We start from the raw sequence: 19,856 nt of genomic DNA, 5'->3' as shown, positions 1-19,856 counted from the left end.
GGAACGCTGCTAGGGTCCCGCTCCGTGCCCTTTGAAAGCGGACGGCGACTCTGCCTGCTGGTGGAGGCCGGTGAGACTCGCTACGCGGTGGAGGCCACCTCCGTCATCGAGGTCGCGATGCCGGGCGCTCGCGGCGCCAGCCTGCGCGGCGTACTGGAGGTGAAGGACCTCTCCGCGCTGCTCGGCGGCCCGCCTGAGGACGTGCCGGGCATGGTCGTGGTCCTCGACGTGAGCCCCACGCTCGCGGTGCGGGTGCGCTCCGTGGTGGAGGTCGGGGATGTCGCGAGGGATCCGTTCTTCCTGCTGCCCCCGGGCCTGGCGGACTCGCTGGCGCCCCTGAGCCGGGGCGCGGTGCTGCACAAGGACCGGCTGTACCTGGAGCTCATCGTGGAGGCGCTGCCGCACCGGGCGGGCCCCCGGGCGACCCCGCCGGAGCCCCGGCCCGTGCACTGGGTGGACGCGCCCCCGGAGCGGGCGCTGGTGCTGGAGTCGCAGGGGGTGCTCTTCGGGGTGCCGCTGGGTTGCGTCTCCCAGGTGGTGCCCCGGGGGGAGGCCTTCAGCGTGCTGCCGGTGCAGAGCGGGCCGGTGGCGGGCGTCTATCCGCACGCGCAGGCGCTGTGGCCCATCTGTTCGGTTCCAGCGCTCCTGGGGGCCCCGGCCCGGGCGGAGGAGCTGTTCGTCCTCACGGAGCTGTCAGGCCGGAACGTGGGGCTGGCGGCCACCCGGGTGCTTGGCGTGCTGCAGAAATTCAAGCCGGCCGAGCTGCCCGGAACATTCCGGGCGCCAGGGCTGCCGGATCCGGTGATGTTACTGGACCTGCAGCGCATGTTTTCTTGATCGGCCCAAAGCGCGAATCCTAAGCTTCTCCGATTGACACAGGGCGTGCAGGCAGGCTTGCTCGCCCGAAATCTCAAACGAATTCAGGGGGGTATGCGCCCCCCGAGGCCGGAGCCGATGCCCAAGAATCTGCTGATCGCCGACGACTCGCTCACCATCCGCAAGGTGATCGGGATGATCTTCGCGACGGAAGACTTCCAGGTGACCGCGGTGGACAACGGGCTGGACGCCATCTCCCGCACGCGCGAGCTGCGTCCGGACGTGGTGCTCGCCGACGTGATGATGCCGGGCAAGAGCGGCTACGAGGTCTGCGAGGCCCTCAAGAGCGACCCCGCCACGCAGGGCATCCCGGTGCTGCTGCTGGCCGGCACCTTCGAGGCGTTCGACGAGAACCGCGCGAAGGCCGCCCGGGCGGATGACCACATCACCAAGCCCTTCGAGAGCCAGATCCTCCTGGACAAGGTGAAGGCCCTGGTGGGCCAGAAGTCCAACACGATGCCCGCGTCCGCCGCGACGCGCGTGCTGCCCCAGACCGCCGCTCCGAGCGCTCCGGTTGGTGCTCCGCCCGCCGCCGCGCCGCCGGGCGCGCGTCCGCCGGGTGCGCCGCCTCCGGGTGCCATGCCGCCGGGCGCGCGTCCTCCGCCGGGCGCCGTGCCGCCGGGCGTGCGTCCTCCGGGCGCCGGTGTGCCCCCGCCGCCGGGCGCGGCGCGTCCGCTGCCGGGCGCGATGCCGCCGGGCGCGCGTCCTCCGGGTGCGCCGGGCGCGATGCCGCCGGGCGCGCGTCCTCCGCCGGGCGCGATGCCGCCGGGTGCGCGTCCTCCGGGTGCGCCGGGCGCGATGCCGCCGGGTGCGCGTCCTCCGCCGGGTGCCGTGCCGCCGGGCGCGCGTCCGCCGGGTGCGCCGCCGCCGGGCATGGCCGCGCGTCCTCCGGGTCCTGGCGCCCCGAACATTCCGGGCGGCTTCCCGCGTCCTCCGGGCGCCGCTCCGCTGCCGTCCGCGCCGCCTCCGGCCGCGGTGCCGCCGGCTGCCCGGGCCCGGGACCCGTTCGGGCTGGGCGCTCCGACCGCCCCGCCTGCGGCGCAGGCCCGGCCGGAGAGCATCCGCATCGAGGACTCGCTGCCCGAACCCAGCGGCGCGGAGGAGATCTCCCTGGACATCGGCGGGCCCCCGGCGCCGGCCGCCCCGCCCGCGGCGCGGGCCCGTCCGGCCGCGGATGGCGGCGAGGCGCTGCTTCGCGAGGCCCTCTCGAAGGCGTCGCGCGAGGTCATCGAGAAGATCGCCTGGGAGGTCGTCCCGCAGCTGGCGGAGACCATCATCCGGGAGGAGCTGGAGCGGCTCATCAAGGACCGCGAGACCCAGCATTGATTCGCAGTCCCCTCTGATTCCCCGCCGGCCCCGTCGGGGGCCGGCCGCTTGCAATGACTGACACGACTGAACTGTCCAAGGCCTACGAGCCCTCCGAGGTGGAGGCGCGGTGGTACAACCACTGGCTGGAGCGTGATTACTTCCGCGCCGAGGCCCCTTCCGCCAAGCCGCCGTTCAGCATCGTGCTGCCGCCGCCGAACGTGACGGGCAGCCTGCACATCGGCCACGCGCTCACCGCGACCATCCAGGACATCCTCACGCGCTGGAAGCGGATGAGCGGCTTCAACGCGCTCTGGCTGCCCGGCACGGATCACGCGGGCATCGCCACGCAGATGGTCGTGGAGAAGGAGCTCAAGAAGGCGGAGGGCAAGAGCCGCCACGACCTGGGCCGCGAGGCGTTCCTCGAGCGCGTCTGGACGTGGAAGGGCAAGTTCGGCGCACGCATCGGCGAGCAGCACCGCTACCTGGGCGCGTCCCTGGACTGGAGCCGCGAGCGCTTCACCATGGACGAGCAGTCCTCGGCCGCGGTGCGCGAGGTGTTCGTCCGGCTGTACGAAGAGGGCCTGATGTACCGGGCCCAGAAGCTCATCAACTGGTGCCCGTCCTGCCGCACGGCCCTCTCCGACCTGGAGGTGGAGCACGAGGAGAAGAACGGCTCGCTCTGGCACATCCGCTACCCGGTGAAGGGCACGGAGCGCTTCCTCACCGTGGCGACGACGCGCCCGGAGACGCTGCTGGGCGACACGGCCGTCGCCGTGCACCCGGAGGATCCGCGCTACCAGGACCTCATCGGCAAGAGCGTGGCGCTGCCGCTCACCGACCGGGAGATCCCGGTCATCGCGGACGGCGAGCTGGTGAACATGGAGTTCGGCACCGGCGTGGTGAAGGTCACGCCCGCGCACGACTTCAACGACTACCAGACGGGCCTGCGCCACAAGCTGCCGATGCTGTCCATCCTGGACGAAGCGGCGCGGATGACGAAGGACACCGGCAAGTACGCGGGCCTGGATCGCGCGGAGGCGCGCAAGCAAGTGCTGGCGGACCTGACGGAGCAGGGGCTGTTGGAGAAGGAGGAGCCGCACAAGCTGAACGTGGGCACCTGCCAGCGCTGCGCCACGGTGGTGGAGCCGCGCCTGTCGCCGCAGTGGTTCATCAAGATCGAGCCGCTGGCGAAGCCGGCCATCGAGGCGGTGGAGCAGGGCCGCACGAAGTTCGTCCCCGAGTCGTGGACGAACACGTACTTCCACTGGATGCGCAACATCCACGACTGGTGCGTGAGCCGCCAGCTGTGGTGGGGCCACCAGATCCCCGCGTGGTACTGCACGGCGTGCACGCCGGCGGAGGAGCGCTCGAAGGACACGGCGGACGTCATCGTGTCGCGCACGGCGCCGGAGTCCTGCCCGAAGTGCGGCGGCAAGGAGCTGACGCAGGACCCGGACGTGCTGGACACCTGGTTCTCGTCCGCGCTGTGGCCGTTCTCCACGCTGGGCTGGCCGAAGCAGACGGCGGACCTCCAGACCTTCTACCCGACGTCCGTGATGGAGACGGGCCACGACATCATCTTCTTCTGGGTCGCCCGGATGATGATGATGGGCCTGCACTTCATGAACGACGTGCCCTTCCGCACCGTGTACCTGCACGCGATGGTGCGCGACGAGAAGGGCGAGAAGATGTCCAAGACGAAGGGGAACGTGATCGATCCCCTGGACGTCATCCTCGGCGCGAAGGCGGAGTCGCTCCAGCCGTCGTTGCGCAACCGCTTCCCGCAGGGCATGCCCGCGTTCGGCGCGGACGCGCTGCGCTTCACGCTCGCGTCGCTCACGCAGCAGGGCCGGGACATCAAGCTGTCCATGGACCGGCTGGGTGGCTACAAGGCGTTCTGCAACAAGCTGTGGAACGCCAGCCGCTTCGCCCTGATGAACATGGGCGACTTCAGCCTGGACACGACGCCGCTGGAGGGCCGCGCGCTGACGCTGGCGGACCGGTGGATCCTCTCGCGGCTGCAGAAGGCCACGACGGAGACGCGCGCCTCGCTGGAGGCGTTCGGCTTCGCGGAGGCGGCGTCCACGCTGTACCAGTTCCTGTGGGCGGAGTTCTGCGACTGGTACATCGAGCTGGCCAAGGGCTCGCTGTACGGCGACGACGCGGAGGCCAAGGACACCACGCGCGCGGTGCTGGTGACGTGCCTGGACCGCATCCTGCGGCTGATGCACCCGTTCATGCCGTTCATCACCGAGGAGATCTGGCAGAAGCTGCCGATGTCCCGGCCCACGGAGAGCATCTGCATCGCGGCGTACCCGGAGCCGGAGGCGGCGCGGGTGGACGCGTCCGCGGAGGCGGAGATGGCGCCGGTCATCGCGGCCATCGAGGGCGTGCGCACGCTGCGCGGCGAGAGCAACCTGCCGCCGTCCGCGAAGGTGAAGGCGGTGGTTCAGAGCCCGGACGCGACGACGCGCGAGCTGTTGGAGCGCTGGCGCGCGTACCTGATGCCGCTCGCGGGGCTGTCCGAGGTGGTGGTGGGCCCCCCGGGCGCCAAGCCTCCGCAGGCGGCGGCGTTCGTGAGCGGCAACCTGGAGATCTACGTGCCCCTGGCGGGCCTGGTGGACCTGGACGCGGAGCGCGACCGCCTGAAGAAGGAGATCGCCCGCGCCGAGCAGGAGCTCGCCGGTTTGCAGCGCAAGCTGGACAACCCGAACTTCGTGGCCCGCGCTCCGCCCGACGTGGTGGAGAAGGACAAGGCCCGGGTGGCGGAGCTCCAGGAGCGCACGGTCAAGCTGCAGGATCACCTCCAGCGCATCGCCCCGGAGCCCCCCATGTCCGAGACGCCGTCGCCGTTGCCGGGCAGCACCGAGTCCGAAGCCCCTGAAGCTCTTGAAGCGTCCGAAGCCCCCGCGCCCGGGAGCGCGCAGGTGAAGGTGTCCACCGAGCCGCGGGCGCCGAAGGACGAAGAGGTGAACCTGGGCCAGGAGCTGAAGGGTGAGATCGAGGCGGAAGAGGCCTCGCAGGCGCCCCAGGCGGCGGATCCGGTGGTGGAGGAGGCCCTCAACAAGCTGCGCGAGGGCACCAAGGAAGGGCTGTCCGCGGCGGACCACCACGACCTGGGCGTCGCGTACATGAGCATGGGGCTCGTGGACGACGCGATGCGCGAGTTCGACCGGGCCAAGGAGGGGGGCGACGCCCGCGAGGCGCCCGAGGGCGCGGCGGAGTCGGTGAAGGCCCCCGCGAAGAAGGCTCCGGCGAAGAAGGCTGCGGGTAAGAAGCCAGCCGCGAAGAAGGCTCCGGCGAAGAATGCTGCGGGCAAGAAGACCGCCGCGAAGAAGGCTGCGGGCAAGAAGCCCCCTGCGAAGAAGGCCTCCGCGAAGAAGGCGGCGACGAAGAAGGCCGCGGGTAAGAAGCCCCCTGCGAAGAAGGCCTCCGCGAAGAAGGCGGCGACGAAGAAGGCCGCGGGTAAGAAGGCCCCTGCGAAGAAGGCCTCCGCGAAGAAGTTGGCGGGGAAGAAGGCTTCCGCGAAGAAGGCTGCGGCGAAGAAGTCCACTCGGGGCAAGCCGGCTCGCAAGGCGCGCCGGTAGGAGGCGGAAGGTGCAGCAGGATTATCTCGATCGGCTCATCGCGCTGTCCCTCGACGAGGACCTGGGCGCGGCGGGGGATGTCACCTCGCTGGCGGTGGTCCCCGCCGATGCGGAGGGCAGCGGTGAGCTGGTCGCGAAGGAGCAGATGATCATCGCCGGCCTGGACGCCTTCGTCCGCGTCTTCCACATGGTGGACGTGGAGGTGGACGTGCAGGTCCTCAAGAGCGATGGCGAGGAGATCAAGCCGAAGGTCGTCGCCGCGAAGGTCCATGGCAAGCTGCGCTCGCTGCTGGCCGCGGAGCGCACCGCGCTCAACCTGGTGCAGCGCGCCGCGGGCATCGCGACGCTGGCCCAGCAGGCGATGACGGCCGTGCGCGGATCGAAGCTGCGGGTGCTGGACACGCGCAAGACGCCGCCGGGCATGCGTGGCCTGGCGAAGCACGCGGTGCGCATGGGCGGCGCGTCCAACCACCGCTTCGGCCTCTTCGACGGCATCCTCATCAAGGACAACCACATCGCGGCGGTGGGTGGCGACATCACCGAAGCGGTGCGCCGCGCGAAGCTGAACGGTCCCCGGCTGGTGAAGATCGAGGTGGAGGTCACCAACTTCAAGCAACTGGAGGAGGCGCTCGCGGCGGGCGCGGACGTCATCATGTTGGACAACATGGACGACGCGCAGATCCGCGAGGCCGTGAAGCTGACGGCGAACCGAGTCCCCATCGAGGTGTCGGGCGGCGTCACGCTGGACCGCCTGCCGCGGCTGGCGAAGCTGGGCGTGGACTTCGTGTCGATGGGCGCGCTGACGCACTCGGCGCGGGCCATGGACCTGTCGCTGGAGATCCAGACGACGAAGAAGGCCGCGCGCAAGCCCCGAACTGCGCAGGGCTGAGGCACGGCTTTCAGTCCGTGTCGCTCGAAGGGCAGGGCGGGTCGGTGGAGGCCGACTCGACCTGCCCTCTGCTTTCATCCGTGAAGAGGGCTCACCGCGCCCCGGTGAGCGCCTCCGCGCGCGGCTTGCCCTCCGCCGACGCGGGCATCCCCATCTCCAACAGCGCGGACAGCGTGGGGGCCACGTCCACGGGGTCGATCTCCTCCAGGTACAGCCCCGGCTTCACGCCCTTGCCGGCGAACACCACCGGCACCTGCGTGTCATACGAGTACGGCGTGCCGTGGTTCGTGCCGCGCGGGTAGTCGCTGACGACCTGGAACGGCTTCGCCATGAACACCACGTCACCGCTGCGCACCGGGTAGTAGCCACGGCGCATCGCCGCCATCAGTCCTCCCGCGTTGGACGCCGTGTCCAGGTCGTCCTTCGCCACCGCCCACTCCGTGTAGGGCTGCTTCGCCAGCCACGCCGCCGCTGCGCGCCGCACCGCCACCGCGTCCACCTGGCCGGACTCCAGCGCCTTTCCGCCCAGGTACACGTCCAGCTCCAGCAGCTTCACGGTCACGTCCACGCCGAACCTCGCCTTCAGCTCCTGCGCCAGGCCCTTCGCCGCCTCCACCGGGTTGAGCCGCGCCGCGGGCACGCCCGCCTGCGCCCACGCCTCCGGAATCTCCGCGCCGCCATGGTCCGCCGACAGCGCGATGACCAGGTTCGCCTTGCCCCCCGCCGCGCGCTCGGCGGCGGCGATGAGCGCTCCCATCGCCTGGTCCAGCCGCAGCATCGTGTCCTGCATCTCCCACGAGTACGGCCCGAACGCGTGGAACACCGCGTCCGTCCCGCTGAAGCTCACCGCGAGGATGTCCGGCACGTCGTCCTTGCCCAGGCCCTCGCCCTCCAGCGCCGCCTTCGCCGCCTGCACCAGCAGGTCATGCGAGTATCCCGACACCGTGAACGCCCGGTACGACGCCGGCCCGGGGGCCTGGAGCCCGCCCTTCAGCGCATGCGGGAACACGCGCCCCATGCCGTAGGCCTCCGGCTCCATGGGGCGATCGTCGTTGCCCACGTACTCGGCGCGCGGACGCAACAGCTCCCACGTCTTGCTGAACCCCGCGTCCGCCAGCTTGCGCGCGTTGAACGCCTTGATCCACGCGGGCTCCTCCTTCGCGTACCAGGTGCTCGTCACCATCCGCCCCGTCGCCTCGTCGAACCACCAGGCCTGCCCCTGCCTCCCAGCCAGCGGGATGGCCGCGCGCGACTTGTACGACAGCGCCACCACCTTGCCCCGGCCCTGCGTCGCCACGCGCAGCCGGTCCGCCAGCGTCTCCGCCATCAGGTTCACCGGACTGGTGTCCGACCCCGGAGGCGTCTCCGCGTTCAACACCGGATGCGTCGGGTCCGTGTAGACCTGCACCGCCTGTCCGGCCGCGCGGTCGTAGATGTCGTTGTCCACGATGCCGTGGCGCCAGGGGTTCGCGCCCGTGGCCAGCGTCGCGTGGCCCTGGGCCGTCCGGGCCTCCGCGTAGGCGTACCGGGCGTAGGGGTAGTAGGCGCCCGTGGAGAGCAGCCTCCCCAGCCCCCCCGTGAGGCGGGGACGGCTTCGGAGCAGCAGGTCGCTGCCCATGGCGTCCACGCTGATGAACAGCGTGAGCCTCGGGGCCTTGGCTGCGGCGGGCAGGGCGAACAGGACGAGGAGGGCGGCGAGCAGACGCGACATGGTGCGGCAGCCTCTCCGGCCGGATGAACAGAAGCAACCAACATGCGCGCCCGCCGCTTGGACACGTCACCCCGCCCTGATATGGGCGCCTCAATGGTCGAGGCACGGCTGCGCGTCATCTACGGCGACACGGATCAGATGGGGGTCGTCTACTACGCGAACTACTTCCGCTACTTCGAGTTCGCTCGCAGTGAGTTCTTCCGGGCCCATGGCGGCAGCTACCGGGAGCTGGAGAGCACCGGGCTCCTGCTGCCCGTGGTGGAGGCCAGCGCCCAGTACAAGGCCTCCGCGCGCTATGACGACCTGCTCCTCATCCGCACCACCCTGAGCGAGTTGCGCCGCGCGTCACTCGTGTTCACCTACGAGCTGCTGCGCGACGGGGACTCGCCCGCGCTGCTGTGCACCGGCCGCACGATGCACGCCTGCGTGGGGCGTGACGGCAGACCCCAGCGGCTCCCCGAAGCCATCGCCCGCCTGAAGGCCGCGGACGACACCGACACCTGACCTGTTTCCCTTCCCGTATTCCCGAACGAGGAGCACCCGACAATGGATCGCAACCTGGCAATGGAGGTCGTGCGCGTCACCGAGATGGCGGCCATCGCCTCCGCCCGGCTCATGGGCCGCGGCAACAAGGACGAGTCCGACCAGGCCGCCGTGGACGCGATGCGCCGCGCCTTCGACGCGCTGCACATCGACGGCACGGTCGTCATCGGCGAGGGCGAGCGCGACGAGGCGCCCATGCTCTACATCGGTGAGAAGGTGGGCCGCCGCGAGGACGGCGCCCCCCCGGTGGACATCGCCCTGGACCCGCTGGAGGGCACCAACCTGTGCGCCTACGGCCGCCCGGGCTCCATCTCCGTCGTGGCCATGTCCAGCCAGGGCGGCCTGCTCAACGCGCCCGACACGTACATGGAGAAGCTCGCCGTGGGCCCGCGCGCCAGGGGCGCCATCGACCTGCGCAAGTCCCCCACGGAGAACCTGCGCTCCATCGCGGAGCAGATGAAGCTCTACGTGGAGGACCTCACGGTCATGATCCTCGACCGCGAGCGCCACGCCGACCTCATCAAGGAGGTCCGCGCCGCGGGCGCCCGCGTGCGCCTCATCGAGGACGGTGACGTGGCGGGCGCCATCGCCACCTGCTTCGAGGGCTCCGGCGTGGACGTGCTCATGGGCATCGGCGGCGCGCCGGAAGGCGTCATCGCCGCGGCCGCCATCCGCGCCACCGGCGGCGACCTGCAGGGCCGGCTCGTGCCCCGCAACCAGGGCGAGATCGAGCGCGCCAAGAAGATGGGCATCACCGACATCCACAAGATCTACACCGCGGAGGAGCTCGCCCGGGGCGAGGTGATGTTCGCGGCCACCGGCGTCACCAGCGGAGACTTCCTCAAGGGCGTGCGCTTCTTCGGCGGCGGCTGCGAGACGCACTCCGTCGTCATGCGCAGCAAGACGGGCACCGTCCGCTTCATCCAGTCCATCCACAAGTTCGACAAGAAGCCGGGCTACGCGCCGTAAGCTGTCCCGCAGCCTTCGTTCCCCACGCCTCCCGGAGACACCGCCATGGCCGGCGCCACGCGCACCATCACCATCAACGCCCCCGTCGAAAAGGTCTTCGACGTCATCACCAACTACGATCGCTACCCGGACTTCCTCCCGGAGGTGAAGAAGATCTCCACCTCCCAGCGCCAGGGGAACACCGTCCAGGTGCACTACGAGGTCGATGTGGTGAAGCGCATCCGCTACACCATCCGCGTCACCGAGGAGCGCCCCAAGCGCATGTCCTGGTCCTTCGTCGAGGGCGAGGTGATGAAGGACAACAAGGGCAGCTGGACCCTCGAACCCGAGGGCGAGGGCAAGACGCGCGCGACCTACAACGTGGAGATGGCCCTGGGCGCCCTCATCCCCAAGGCCATCATCAACACCCTGACGGAGACCCAGCTCCCCAAGATGCTGGACGCCTTCAAGCGCCGCGCGGAAGCGCCCTGACGGCGCCCCTCACCCCTGACGTGCCGCGTTGAAACGCCGCCCGCCTGCCTGTCCTCCCCACCGGCCCACGCCGTGCAAGGGAGCAGGAGGGCGGGCGGGCCCTTTTCGGCCGGAGCCGTGCCGTGCGAGGGCAGGGGGGCCACCTGAAATGAGTCGTGTTGCGGCGCGCGGTGGGCGCATTAGGATCAGGCGAATTTTGAACGTCCACGGGCCCCGCCCTGACATCCGTGGCACGGTGGCCCTGTCCCGGATGTCGGGCGCTGGACGAGCAGCCATGCAGAATCCGGGTGCCATCCCCAGAAAGAAACCGGGGTTCTTAATTTGCATCAAAGAGATGTGGAAGTGGTAAGGGGGCGGGACGGCGGGCGTACATTGGGGTACGTAGGCTGAGGGAGAAACCGAACCCATGCTCGACGCGTTCATCATTGAAGAAATCAAGCGCCGCGAGCGGCTCCGCCGCGAGGATTACGAGCGGCCGGTGGTGGAGCTCCCACTGCCAGCACCCGATGACCGTCCCCACCGGCGGACGGACACCGAGGACGAGAAGCCGTCGCGAGGCGTTGTCGTCATCGACCTTCGCGCCTGATGACCCATCCCACCCGTGGCCCCGAAGCCACGGCGTGTCTTCGAGCCCGCGGACGGGCCGTCCCTCGCCGGACGGCTCCCGCGGGCTTCGTCGTTGCGGGCTCCCCTACGCCGGCGCCAGGAGCAGGAGGTGCCGGGGGTGGTACACCTCCCACAGCACCGGCCCCTTCTGGAGGGGGTTGTAGGGCTGGAGGGCCAGGAGGACCTTCTGGCGCCACTCCTCTGGCAGGGCCCCCTCGCCGTGGAAGGCGCCCACCAGGGCCCCGGTGACGGCGGCGTGGACCTCCGTGTCGCCGCCCCGGTGGACGACGTCCAGGAGCGCGGCCTCGGCCGTGGGGACGTGGAGCAGCTCCCAGAAGGCCAGCCGGAACGCGGCGCGCACCGCGTTGTTGCCGGGCCGGTGCATGTGCAGCTCCGGCCCGTAGAGCTGCGGGTCGTCCTTGGCCGCCAGGGCCAGGTCCTCGCGCAGCAGCTCCGCGGCCCTGGCCACCTCCTGGACGTAGTCCTTCTCCTGCTTCCCCAGGGCTGCGCCCGCCAGGGAGATGCCCACCTCCGCGGCGGGGACGAGGTCCGCGGCCTTCAGGTTCGGGCCGCCCGTCACCGCCTTGGCGATGGCGGCGCACAGCCCCGCGCTGGCCAGCTGGCTGCGCGGGTCGAAGTGGGTGAGGGCGGTGTCCTCCAGCGCCGCCTTCGCCAGGGCGAAGGCGTCCTTCGCCAGGTGGATGCCGAGGGGGACGACGCGCGGCAGGGCGCCCGCGGGAGCGAGGCGCCGGAAGTTCTTCAACCAGACGCGCTTGCCGGAGTCCTTCACCAGGGGCGGGGGGCTGGCGTCACACTCCTGGAACAGCTCCTTCATGGGCTCGCTGACGGCGATGGCGTGCGACTGCCAGGCCCGGTAGCGCTTGAGGGCGTCCGTCGCGTCGTAGCGCTTCATGTCGCGCAGGCTCAGCGCCAGCGCCACCGCCAGCTGCGTGGGCTCCGTCACCTGGCCCTTGCGCAGCGCGTGCGGGCCGCCTCCGTGCATGCCCTGGTACGGCCCCTCGGCGAGCTGGGGGAAGGCCGGCGCGTAGAAGGGCCTCCCTGCGGTGGGAACGGCGAGCGCGTTGCCGATGGCGAGGCCCAGGAGGGCCCCTCGGGCGCGCTGGCCGGGCAACGGGTCGGGGCCCGGGGTGCGTCGCTTGGGAGGAGGAGGCATTCGGCGGCTGGACACTGTAGCAGGCGGCCCTTGCGAGCGTGCTTGCCCGTTCTGGCCGTGCCTCGTAGAAACGGCGGCCTATGACCGAGATCGCTCAAATCCTGGCGCGTGAAGTGCTCGATTCCCGTGGCAACCCGACCGTGGAGGCCGAAGTGCTGCTCGTGGGTGGCTCGCGTGGCCGCGCGACGGTGCCCTCCGGCGCCTCCACCGGCGAGCACGAGGCGCACGAGCTGCGCGACGGCGACAAGGGCCGCTACCTGGGCAAGGGCGTGCAGAAGGCCGTGGACCACGTGCGCGACACCATCGGGCCGGCGCTCATCGGCATGGACGCCGTGGAGCAGGTCGCCGTGGACCAGCGGATGATCGAGCTGGACGGCACGTCCACCAAGTCCAAGCTGGGCGCCAACGCCATCCTCGCCGTCTCCATGGCCACCGCGCGCGCCGCGGCGGACGCGCACGGCCTGCCGCTGTACCGCTACGTGGGCGGCCTGCAGGCGCGCACGCTGCCCGTGCCGCTGATGAACATCCTCAACGGCGGCGCGCACGCGGACACCCGCGTGGACGTGCAGGAGTTCATGGTGGTGCCCGCCGGCGCGAAGACGTTCGCGGAGGGCCTGCGCTGGGGCGCGGAGGTGTTCCACGCGCTCAAGAAGATCCTCAAGGGCCGCAAGCTGGCCACGGGCGTGGGCGACGAGGGCGGCTACGCCCCGGACCTGCCGGCCAACGAGGAGGCGCTCAAGCTCATCATGGAGGCCATCGACGCCGCGGGCTTCAAGGCGGGCGAGCAGCTGTTCCTCGCGCTGGACGTGGCCGCGAGCGAGTTCTTCGACAAGGGCTCCAAGAAGTACAAGCTCAAGGGCGAGGGCAAGGAGTACGACTCGCAGGGCCTGCTGGAGTACTACCGGGGCCTCACCCAGAAGTACCCCATCATCTCCATCGAGGACGGCATGGCGGAGGATGACTGGGAGGGTTGGAAGAAGCTGACCGACGCGCTGGGTGACAAGGTGCAGCTCGTGGGCGACGACCTCTTCGTCACCAACGTGGAGCGCCTGTCCAGGGGCATCGAGACGGGCACGGCGAACTCCATCCTGGTGAAGGTGAACCAGATTGGCTCGCTCACGGAGACGTTCGACGCGGTGCGCATGGCGCACAAGGCGGGCATGACGTCCATCATGAGCCACCGCTCCGGCGAGTCCGAGGACACCACCATCGCGGACCTGGCGGTGGCGCTGGACTGCGGGCAGATCAAGACGGGCTCGGCGTCGCGCTCGGACCGCGTGGCCAAGTACAACCAGCTCCTGCGCATCGAGGAGGAGCTGGGGGCCGGGGCGCGGTACGCGGGCCGGACCGCCTTCCGCTCGCTCGCGAAGAAGCAGTGACCGTGAGCACTTCGCGTCCCCGCATCCTCGTCTCCAACGACGACGGCTACTTCTCCGAAGGGCTGCAGACGCTGGTGGAGGCGGTCAGCCCCCTGGGCGAGGTGTGGGTGGTGGCGCCTGACCGCGAGCAGAGCGCCGCCTCCCATGCCATCAGCCTGCACCGGCCGCTGCGCATCAAGGAGGTGCGCGAGCGGTGGTTCGCCGTGGACGGCACCCCGACGGATTGCTCGTATCTGGCGGTGAACCACCTGCTGAAGGACAATCGTCCCCAGCTCATGGTCTCCGGCATCAATCACGGCGCGAACCTGGCGGACGACGTCACGTACTCCGGGACGGTGGCGGCGGCCATGGAGGCGGCGTTCCTGGGCATCCCGGCCATCGCGTTCAGCCTGGTGACGCGGGGGCCGTTCGACTTCGGGCCGGCGGGCCGCTTCGCGCGGGCGCTGGTCACCGAAGCGCTGTCGCGGCCCCTGCCGCCGAAGATGCTCCTCAACGTGAACATCCCGGGGGGCGTGGAGCCGGACGGCTACGTCATCACCCGGCAGGGGCGGCACTCCTACGGCTACAACGTCGTGGAGAAGGAGGACCCCCGCGGCCGCAAGTACTACTGGATTGGCGGCACGGAGTACGCGCACGAGAACATCCCGGGCAGCGACTGCAACGCCGTCTTCGACGAGAGGCGCGTGTCGGTGACGCCGCTGCACTTCGAGATGACCGACCACGGTCGCATCGCGGAGCTCTCGGGGTGGAACGTGCAGGGCTTCAAGCAGCATGGTCCGGGCGGCGGTGCCTGAGGTTGGGGCGGGGCGGCTCCAGCCGAGCGGGCAGGGCGCTCTGGGGGTTGCTCGCGGCCGCGCTGTGCGGCGGCTGCGCGAGCACCCAGGCCGCCTCCTCCTCGAACCTGGAGACCTCCGCCCTGTCCGAGAGTGAGGGGAGCGGCAAGCCGCTGTCCTTCGCGCTGCGGCCCACGCACGAGGAGCCGGAGCTGGTGGCGGTGCGCCACCGCGTGGCCCCGGGCGAGACGATGTACCGCATCGCCAAGACGTACGGCATCACGGTGGAGGAGCTGGCCCAGGTCAACGGCATCAAGGACCCGCGCGAGCTGGCGGTGGGCCAGGAGCTGCTGATCCCGGGCAGTGAGCCGCCGAAGTACGGCGACCCGGGGCCGCTGTCCGACGAGGAGCCGGAGCTGGTGCTCTCGAAGCCGGGGCAGCCGCCGGTGTCCACGCCGCGCCGCTCGGTGCCCGCGGTGTCGCGCCGGGAGGAGCCGCCGCGAGCGCGCGTGGTGTCGGGGCGTCCGGGCGCGCCGTCGCGCCCGAAGCTCGCGACGCAGGGGATGCTCGACTGGCCGCTGCGAGGGGTGCTGTATGGCCGCTTCGGCAAGAAGGGGCGGGAGCCGCACGACGGCATCGACCTGGCGGCGCCCGCGGGCACGCCCATCAAGACGGCGCAGGAGGGCACCGTCCTCTACGCGGGCGAGCAGAAGGGCTACGGCCTCATCGTCATCGTGGAGCACGCGTCGCCGCTCATCACGCTCTACGCGCACAACCGCGACCTGCGCGTGAAGACGGGGCAGAAGGTCCGGCGCGGGCAGGTCATCGCCACGGTGGGCGAGTCCGGCCGCACGTCCGGCCCGCACGTGCACTTCGAGGTGCGCGTGGACGGCAAGCCGGTGGATCCGCTGGAGTACCTGGGCGTGATGCCGTCCGCGTCCGACTAGGTGGCTTCGGGGGCGGGCGGGGTTTCGCGGGGTGGATAGCCTCCGGTGTGACGGGCGCGCTCGCGCACCAGGGCGAGGAGGCTCTCGCAGGTGGGCATGGGCTTGCCGGTGAGCTGGCCCAGCTCCACGACGGCGCCCAGCAGCGCGTCGATCTCCATGGGGCGCCCGCGCTCCAGGTCCTGGAGCATGGACGTCTTGTGCGCGCCGACCTGGGCCGCGCCCTGGATGCGCTGGTCCACGTCGATGAGGAAGCGCGTGCCCAGGGCCTCCGCCACGGCCTGGGCCTCCCGCATCATCGTGCGCGCCACGGCGCGCAGGTCCGGCTGGCGGGTGAGCACGTCGAGCGTCGCGCCCGTGAGCACCGACAGCGGGTTGAAGGCGAGGTTGCCCCAGAGCTTCACCCAGAGTTCATCGCGGATGCGGGGGCGCACGGGGGACTTGAGGCCGGCCTTCATCATCATCCGCGAGAGGGCCTGCACGCGCGGGCTCTTGCTGCCGTCGGGCTCGCCCAGCGTCACGCGGTCGTTGTACGTGTGCACGATGACGCCGGGCGAGACGACCTCCGCGGCCGGGTACACCACGGTGGCGATGACGCGCTCGGGTGGCAGGGTGCGCAGGAGCACGCCGCCGGGGTCCACGCTCTCGATGTGGCGGCCCGCGTAGGGGCCTTCGAGTCCATGGAAGTACCAGTAGGGCACGCCGTTGACGCCGGTGACGAGCGCCGTCTCCGGGCCCAGCAGCCGGGCGATTTGAGGCGCGGCGGCGGGCAGGGCATGGGCCTTGAGCGTGAGGAAGACGTAGTCCTGCGGGCCCGCGTCGTCGGGCGAGTCCGTGCAGCGCGGCCGCACGGTGACCGTCTCGCCGCCGCTGGTGAGCGTGACGCCGTGGGCGCGCATGGCGTCCAGGTGGGCGCCTCGCGCGATGAAGGTGACGTCCGCGCCGGCCTGGAGCAGCTTGACGCCGAGGAACCCGCCGATGGCGCCCGCGCCGAAGATGGCGACCCTCATGACGTGAGCCCCAGCCGCGCCGCGAGCCCGATGCGCTGCACCTTGCCGGTGGGGCCCTTGGGCAGCTCCGTGAGGAAGACGATGCGGCGGGGCACCTTGAAGTCCGCCACGCGCGCCGCCACGAAGTCGCGCAGCTCGCGCTCGGTGGGCTGGTGGCCTTCTCGCGGGATGACGGCGGCGGCGACCTCCTCCCCGAGCCTGGGGTGGGGCAGGGCGAACGTCACGGCCTGCCGCACGGCGGGGTGATCCAGCAACACGGTGTCCACCTCCAGCGGGCTCACCTTCTCCCCGCCGCGATTGATCAGCTCCTTCAGCCGGCCCGTGAGCCGCAGGTAGCCCTGCGCGTCGAGCGTGCCCTGGTCGCCCGTGCGGAACCATCCGTGCGTGAAGGCGCGCGCGTTGGCCTCGGGGTTGTTCACGTAGCCGGACATGACGTTGGGGCCGCGGATGACCACCTCGCCAGTCGCCCCCGGAGGCAGCAGCGTGCCCGCGTCGTCCATGATGGCGACCTCGGGCCCGGCGGCGAGCCCCACCGAGCCCGCGCAGCGGGGACGCGGCGGCAGCGGGTTGGAGGCCATCTGGTGCGCGGCCTCCGTCATGCCGTAGCTCTCGATGACGGGCACGCGGAAGACGCGCTCCAGCTCCTCCATCACCTGCGGCGGCAGCGACGCGGAGGAGGACCGGATGAAGCGCAGGCGGTGGTCCTTCAGGCCGTCCTCGTTGCGGTGGGCGCGCTCCAGCAGCGCCTGGTGCATGGTGGGGACGGCCGTGTACCAGGTGGGGCGGGCCTCCTCGAACCAGGCGAAGAACCGCAGGGCGTTGAAGCCGGGGGGGCAGACCACGCGGCCTCCCGCGCCCAGGCTGGACAACACCGCCGCCACGAGCCCGTGGATGTGGAACAGCGGCATGATGTTGAGGCACGTGTCCGTGGGCCCGAGGTCCAGCTGCGTGGCGATGTGATTCGCGGAGGCGCTGAGGTTCGCGTGCGTCAGCGGCACCTGCTTGGGCCGCGCGGTCGTGCCCGACGTGTGCAGCACCAGCGCGACGTCGTCACCTTGGGCAGGACCGGGACGGTGCGCCTGGCTCGATGGGGGCTGTCGGGCCTTGAGCGTGAAGTGCCCCGCGGGCCCGTCCACCGTCGGGCTCAACTCGATGAGGGGGATGCCGCGTGCGCGCGCGACCTCGCGGGCCGGCTCCTCCGTTCCTTCGAGCACGACGAGCGCCCGGGCCTGGAGGTCGTCCAGGTAGAACGTGAGCTCGTCCGCGCGGTAGGCGGGGTTGAGCGGCGCGGTCGTCGCGGCGCTCGCCACGGCGAGGAACGCCGCCGCCAGCTCCGGGCCGTTGGGGAGCACCAGCGCGACGCGGTCTCCCTGGCCCAGCCCCCACGCGTTCAACCGTCCGCGGATGCGCGCGGTGTGCTCCCGCAGCGCGCCGTAGGTCATGCCCTGCCTGCCGGGCGCACCGAGCGCTCCGTCCTCCGTCCGTCCGCGTGCGAGCAGCGCTTCGAGGGTGTCCACCCGCTCCATGTCGGCCTCCACGTCCCCGGGGGTCCCCTTCCGAATAGGGCCGCGGATCCTCCCGGGCAACCGCTTTGTGCGCGGGCTCGGGGCCTGCTGCTTCCAGGAGGCACCTCCTCCATCGAAGGGGGCCCGGCACGCGGCTCCCCGGCGCTCTGCTATACCGGCCAGCCGGGAGGCATCACCATGTCGCGGAGCGTGGCGCTCATCACCGGTGCATCGGCGGGGCTCGGGGTGCAGTTCGCGGAGCGGTTCGCGAAGGACGGGCACGACGTCATCCTCGTGGCGCGCGGCGCGGCGAAGCTGGAGGAGCTGGCCCGCAGGCTGGAGCAGGCGCACGGGGTGAAGGCGCACGTGCTGCCGGCGGACCTGGGACAGCCCTCCGCGCCGGAGCAGCTCTTCGCGCGTGTCCAGGAGCTGGGGCTCGCGGTGGACTTCCTCGTCAACAACGCGGGGTTCGGCTCCTCCGGGGCGTTCCTGGATCAGGACCTCGCGCGCGAGGCGGAGATGGTGGAGGTCAACTGCACCGCGCTCCTGAAGCTCACGCACCTGTTCGCGCGGCCCATGCGCGAGCGCAAGCAGGGGCGCATCCTCAACATCGCGTCCACCGCGGGCTTCCAGCCGGGGCCGTACATGGCCACGTACTACGCGACGAAGGCGTTCGTGCTGTCGTTCACGGAGGCGCTCGCGGTCGAGCTGAAGGGCACGGGCGTGACGGCGACCTGCCACTGCCCGGGCGCCACCCGCACGGAGTTCGCCGAGCGCGCCGGCAACGCGGAGTCGCGCCTCTTCCAGCGGCCGGGCGTGGCGGAAGCCCCCGAGGTCGCGGGCCATGCCTACGCGGCGATGATGCAGGGGCGGGTGGTCGCCATCCACGGGATGCTCAACTGGCTGGCGGCCTTCTCGTTGCGGCTCAGCCCCCGGGCCGTGGTGCGCTCCATCGCTGCGAAGCTCAACCAGCGGGGCTGAGCGGGCGGGGAGGCGACCATGGAAGGCCTGGGCGCGGGCGGGGAGGAGGGTAGAGTGTCGGGCGTGTCTCGCCTCCCCCGGCTCCTCATCGCGTGCCTCGTGTCGCTGGCGTCGCCTGTCCTCGCGCAGGAGCGGACGGCTGTCGCCCCGGAGACCTCGACGCTGTCCATGGACCCGGCGCCGCTCACGGTGGCGGTGCTGCCCCTCCAGGCCAACGCGGCGGCGGAGGAGGCCGCGCCCGGCATCACGTCGCTCATCGCGAGCCGGCTCGCGGAGTCGCCCAGGCTGCGCGTGCTGTCCCAGCGTGAGGTGCAGTCCAAGATCGACCCTGAGCGCCAGCGGGAGCTCGTGGGCAGCACGTCCTGCGACGAGGCGGACTGCCTCCAGGTGCTGACGTCGCTGACCGGCGCCCGCTACATCCTCACGGGCCGCCTGGACCGGTTCGGGAGCCAGTACCTGCTCTCCGCGACCCTGATGGACACGAAGGACGGCCACAGCATCGGCCGTCCGCGCGCCGAGGCCTCCAACGACGGTGAGCTGGTGCGCACGGTCGTCGCCGTGTCCGACGAGCTGGGGGTCGCGCTGGAGTCGCCCGGTCCGTCCATCAAACCCCGGCCGCTCCTGGGCGGTGCGGCCGTGTCGTCGCCGGGAGGCGGGCTCACGTTGGGGCTGCGCTTCAACAACAGCTTCATCGACAAGCTGTCGTCCTTGAACCCGGGCCTGGACCTGGAGGTGGGCTATTGGTTCCACCCGGAGTGGCAGGGCTTCGTCCAGGTCGGCTTCACGTGGGTGCACGCCGGGGGCGACGACGAGGGCGAGCTCAGCGTGCTGCCCAGCATCGTGGGCGCGAGGCACTACCACCGCCTGGAGAAGTCCCTGCGGCCGTACTGGGGCTTTGGCCTGGGCGTGCAGCTGTCGTTCGGTGACTACGGCATCTTCCAGAGCACGGGCCCGCTGCCGTCGGTGGTGGGCTTCGTGGGGCTGGAGTACCTGCTGGTGGGCCACGTGGCCTTCCAACTGGAGCTGGGGACGAACATCGCGCAGGCGGTGCTGGGGCTCGCGGACGGCGGCGCGGGCAGCGGCCTCAACCTGGATGTCAACGCCGGCATTGCGTACCACTTCTGAGTCGT

General features: G+C 71.2%; 17 protein-coding genes. 13 read left to right on the top strand and 4 right to left on the bottom strand.

Annotated elements, in window-relative coordinates; all coding sequences use genetic code 11:
- Positions 1–24 precede the first annotated feature (24 nt).
- From U8525_RS15015 to nadC, 4 genes are all read left to right on the top strand, one after another.
- On the top strand, positions 25–837 hold the full coding sequence (locus U8525_RS15015; RefSeq protein ID WP_374266102.1) for a chemotaxis protein CheW: 813 nt from the start codon (positions 25–27) through the stop codon (positions 835–837).
- A gap of 117 nt (positions 838–954) precedes the next feature.
- The gene (locus U8525_RS15010; RefSeq protein ID WP_374266100.1) at positions 955–2,202 is read left to right on the top strand and encodes a PleD family two-component system response regulator; all 1,248 of its coding nucleotides are present in this window, start codon (positions 955–957) and stop codon (positions 2,200–2,202) included.
- Between the two features lie 53 nt (positions 2,203–2,255).
- The gene (locus U8525_RS15005; protein WP_374266098.1) at positions 2,256–5,771 is read left to right on the top strand and encodes a valine--tRNA ligase; all 3,516 of its coding nucleotides are present in this window, start codon (positions 2,256–2,258) and stop codon (positions 5,769–5,771) included.
- Between the two features lie 10 nt (positions 5,772–5,781).
- Positions 5,782–6,660 carry a carboxylating nicotinate-nucleotide diphosphorylase gene (gene nadC / locus U8525_RS15000; protein WP_374266096.1) on the top strand — a complete coding sequence of 293 codons (879 nt, stop codon included), beginning with the start codon at positions 5,782–5,784 and terminating at the stop codon, positions 6,658–6,660.
- Between the two features lie 91 nt (positions 6,661–6,751).
- Here nadC and U8525_RS14995 read toward each other — a convergent pair whose 3' ends face one another.
- A complete protein-coding gene (locus U8525_RS14995) occupies positions 6,752–8,371 on the bottom strand; it encodes an alkaline phosphatase family protein (protein WP_374266093.1) in 1,620 nt (539 codons plus the stop codon).
- 93 nt (positions 8,372–8,464) lie between these two features.
- Here U8525_RS14995 and U8525_RS14990 point away from each other — a divergent pair, with 93 nt between their 5' ends.
- The 4 genes from U8525_RS14990 to U8525_RS14975 all read left to right on the top strand — a co-directional run bounded on the left by U8525_RS14990 (position 8,465) and on the right by U8525_RS14975 (position 10,940).
- Entirely contained in the window at positions 8,465–8,875 is a 411-nt protein-coding gene (locus U8525_RS14990) for an acyl-CoA thioesterase (RefSeq protein WP_374266091.1), read from the top strand.
- Between the two features lie 42 nt (positions 8,876–8,917).
- Positions 8,918–9,883, top strand: coding sequence for a class II fructose-bisphosphatase (gene glpX / locus U8525_RS14985; protein WP_374266089.1), 966 nt, complete (start codon positions 8,918–8,920; stop codon positions 9,881–9,883).
- A gap of 45 nt (positions 9,884–9,928) precedes the next feature.
- The gene (locus U8525_RS14980; protein ID WP_374266087.1) at positions 9,929–10,354 is read left to right on the top strand and encodes a type II toxin-antitoxin system RatA family toxin; all 426 of its coding nucleotides are present in this window, start codon (positions 9,929–9,931) and stop codon (positions 10,352–10,354) included.
- 406 nt (positions 10,355–10,760) lie between these two features.
- Positions 10,761–10,940, top strand: coding sequence for a hypothetical protein (locus U8525_RS14975; protein ID WP_223645585.1), 180 nt, complete (start codon positions 10,761–10,763; stop codon positions 10,938–10,940).
- A 105-nt stretch (positions 10,941–11,045) separates the two neighbouring features.
- On the opposite strand, the gene U8525_RS14970 is transcribed toward U8525_RS14975, so the two are convergent.
- Complete coding sequence (locus tag U8525_RS14970; protein ID WP_374266084.1) at positions 11,046–12,134, bottom strand: ADP-ribosylglycohydrolase family protein; 1,089 nt, start codon at positions 12,132–12,134, stop codon at positions 11,046–11,048.
- 80 nt (positions 12,135–12,214) lie between these two features.
- Between U8525_RS14970 and eno the strand changes: the two genes are divergently transcribed.
- The 3 genes from eno to U8525_RS14955 all read left to right on the top strand — a co-directional run bounded on the left by eno (position 12,215) and on the right by U8525_RS14955 (position 15,233).
- A complete protein-coding gene (gene eno / locus U8525_RS14965; protein ID WP_374266082.1) occupies positions 12,215–13,513 on the top strand; it encodes a phosphopyruvate hydratase in 1,299 nt (432 codons plus the stop codon).
- 2 nt (positions 13,514–13,515) lie between these two features.
- Positions 13,516–14,307: a 5'/3'-nucleotidase SurE gene (gene surE, locus U8525_RS14960; protein WP_374266080.1), complete on the top strand. Its 792-nt coding sequence runs from the start codon at positions 13,516–13,518 to the stop codon at positions 14,305–14,307.
- 107 nt (positions 14,308–14,414) lie between these two features.
- Positions 14,415–15,233 (top strand): peptidoglycan DD-metalloendopeptidase family protein, encoded by an 819-nt coding sequence (locus tag U8525_RS14955; protein WP_374266145.1) that lies wholly within the window; start codon positions 14,415–14,417, stop codon positions 15,231–15,233.
- Here the strand turns inward: U8525_RS14955 and U8525_RS14950 are convergent.
- On the bottom strand, positions 15,230–16,240 hold the full coding sequence (locus U8525_RS14950; protein WP_374266078.1) for a 2-dehydropantoate 2-reductase: 1,011 nt from the start codon (positions 16,238–16,240) through the stop codon (positions 15,230–15,232). The genes U8525_RS14955 and U8525_RS14950 overlap by 4 nt on opposite strands.
- Positions 16,237–17,766 carry an acyl--CoA ligase gene (locus U8525_RS14945; RefSeq protein WP_374266076.1) on the bottom strand — a complete coding sequence of 510 codons (1,530 nt, stop codon included), beginning with the start codon at positions 17,764–17,766 and terminating at the stop codon, positions 16,237–16,239. Before U8525_RS14945 ends, U8525_RS14950 begins: the two co-directional genes overlap by 4 nt.
- Before the next feature lie 177 nt (positions 17,767–17,943).
- Here U8525_RS14945 and U8525_RS14940 point away from each other — a divergent pair, with 177 nt between their 5' ends.
- Both U8525_RS14940 and U8525_RS14935 read left to right on the top strand, forming a co-directional pair.
- A complete protein-coding gene (locus tag U8525_RS14940) occupies positions 17,944–18,726 on the top strand; it encodes an SDR family NAD(P)-dependent oxidoreductase (RefSeq protein WP_374266074.1) in 783 nt (260 codons plus the stop codon).
- 63 nt (positions 18,727–18,789) lie between these two features.
- The gene (locus tag U8525_RS14935) at positions 18,790–19,851 is read left to right on the top strand and encodes a hypothetical protein (protein WP_374266072.1); all 1,062 of its coding nucleotides are present in this window, start codon (positions 18,790–18,792) and stop codon (positions 19,849–19,851) included.
- Positions 19,852–19,856: the final 5 nt, after the last annotated feature.

It is taken from the genome of Corallococcus sp. RDP092CA, from assembly GCF_041903675.1.
Classification (GTDB): domain Bacteria; phylum Myxococcota; class Myxococcia; order Myxococcales; family Myxococcaceae; genus Corallococcus.
Note: the sequence above shows the minus strand (reverse complement) of the source record. Positions and strands in the feature narration are given on the sequence as shown.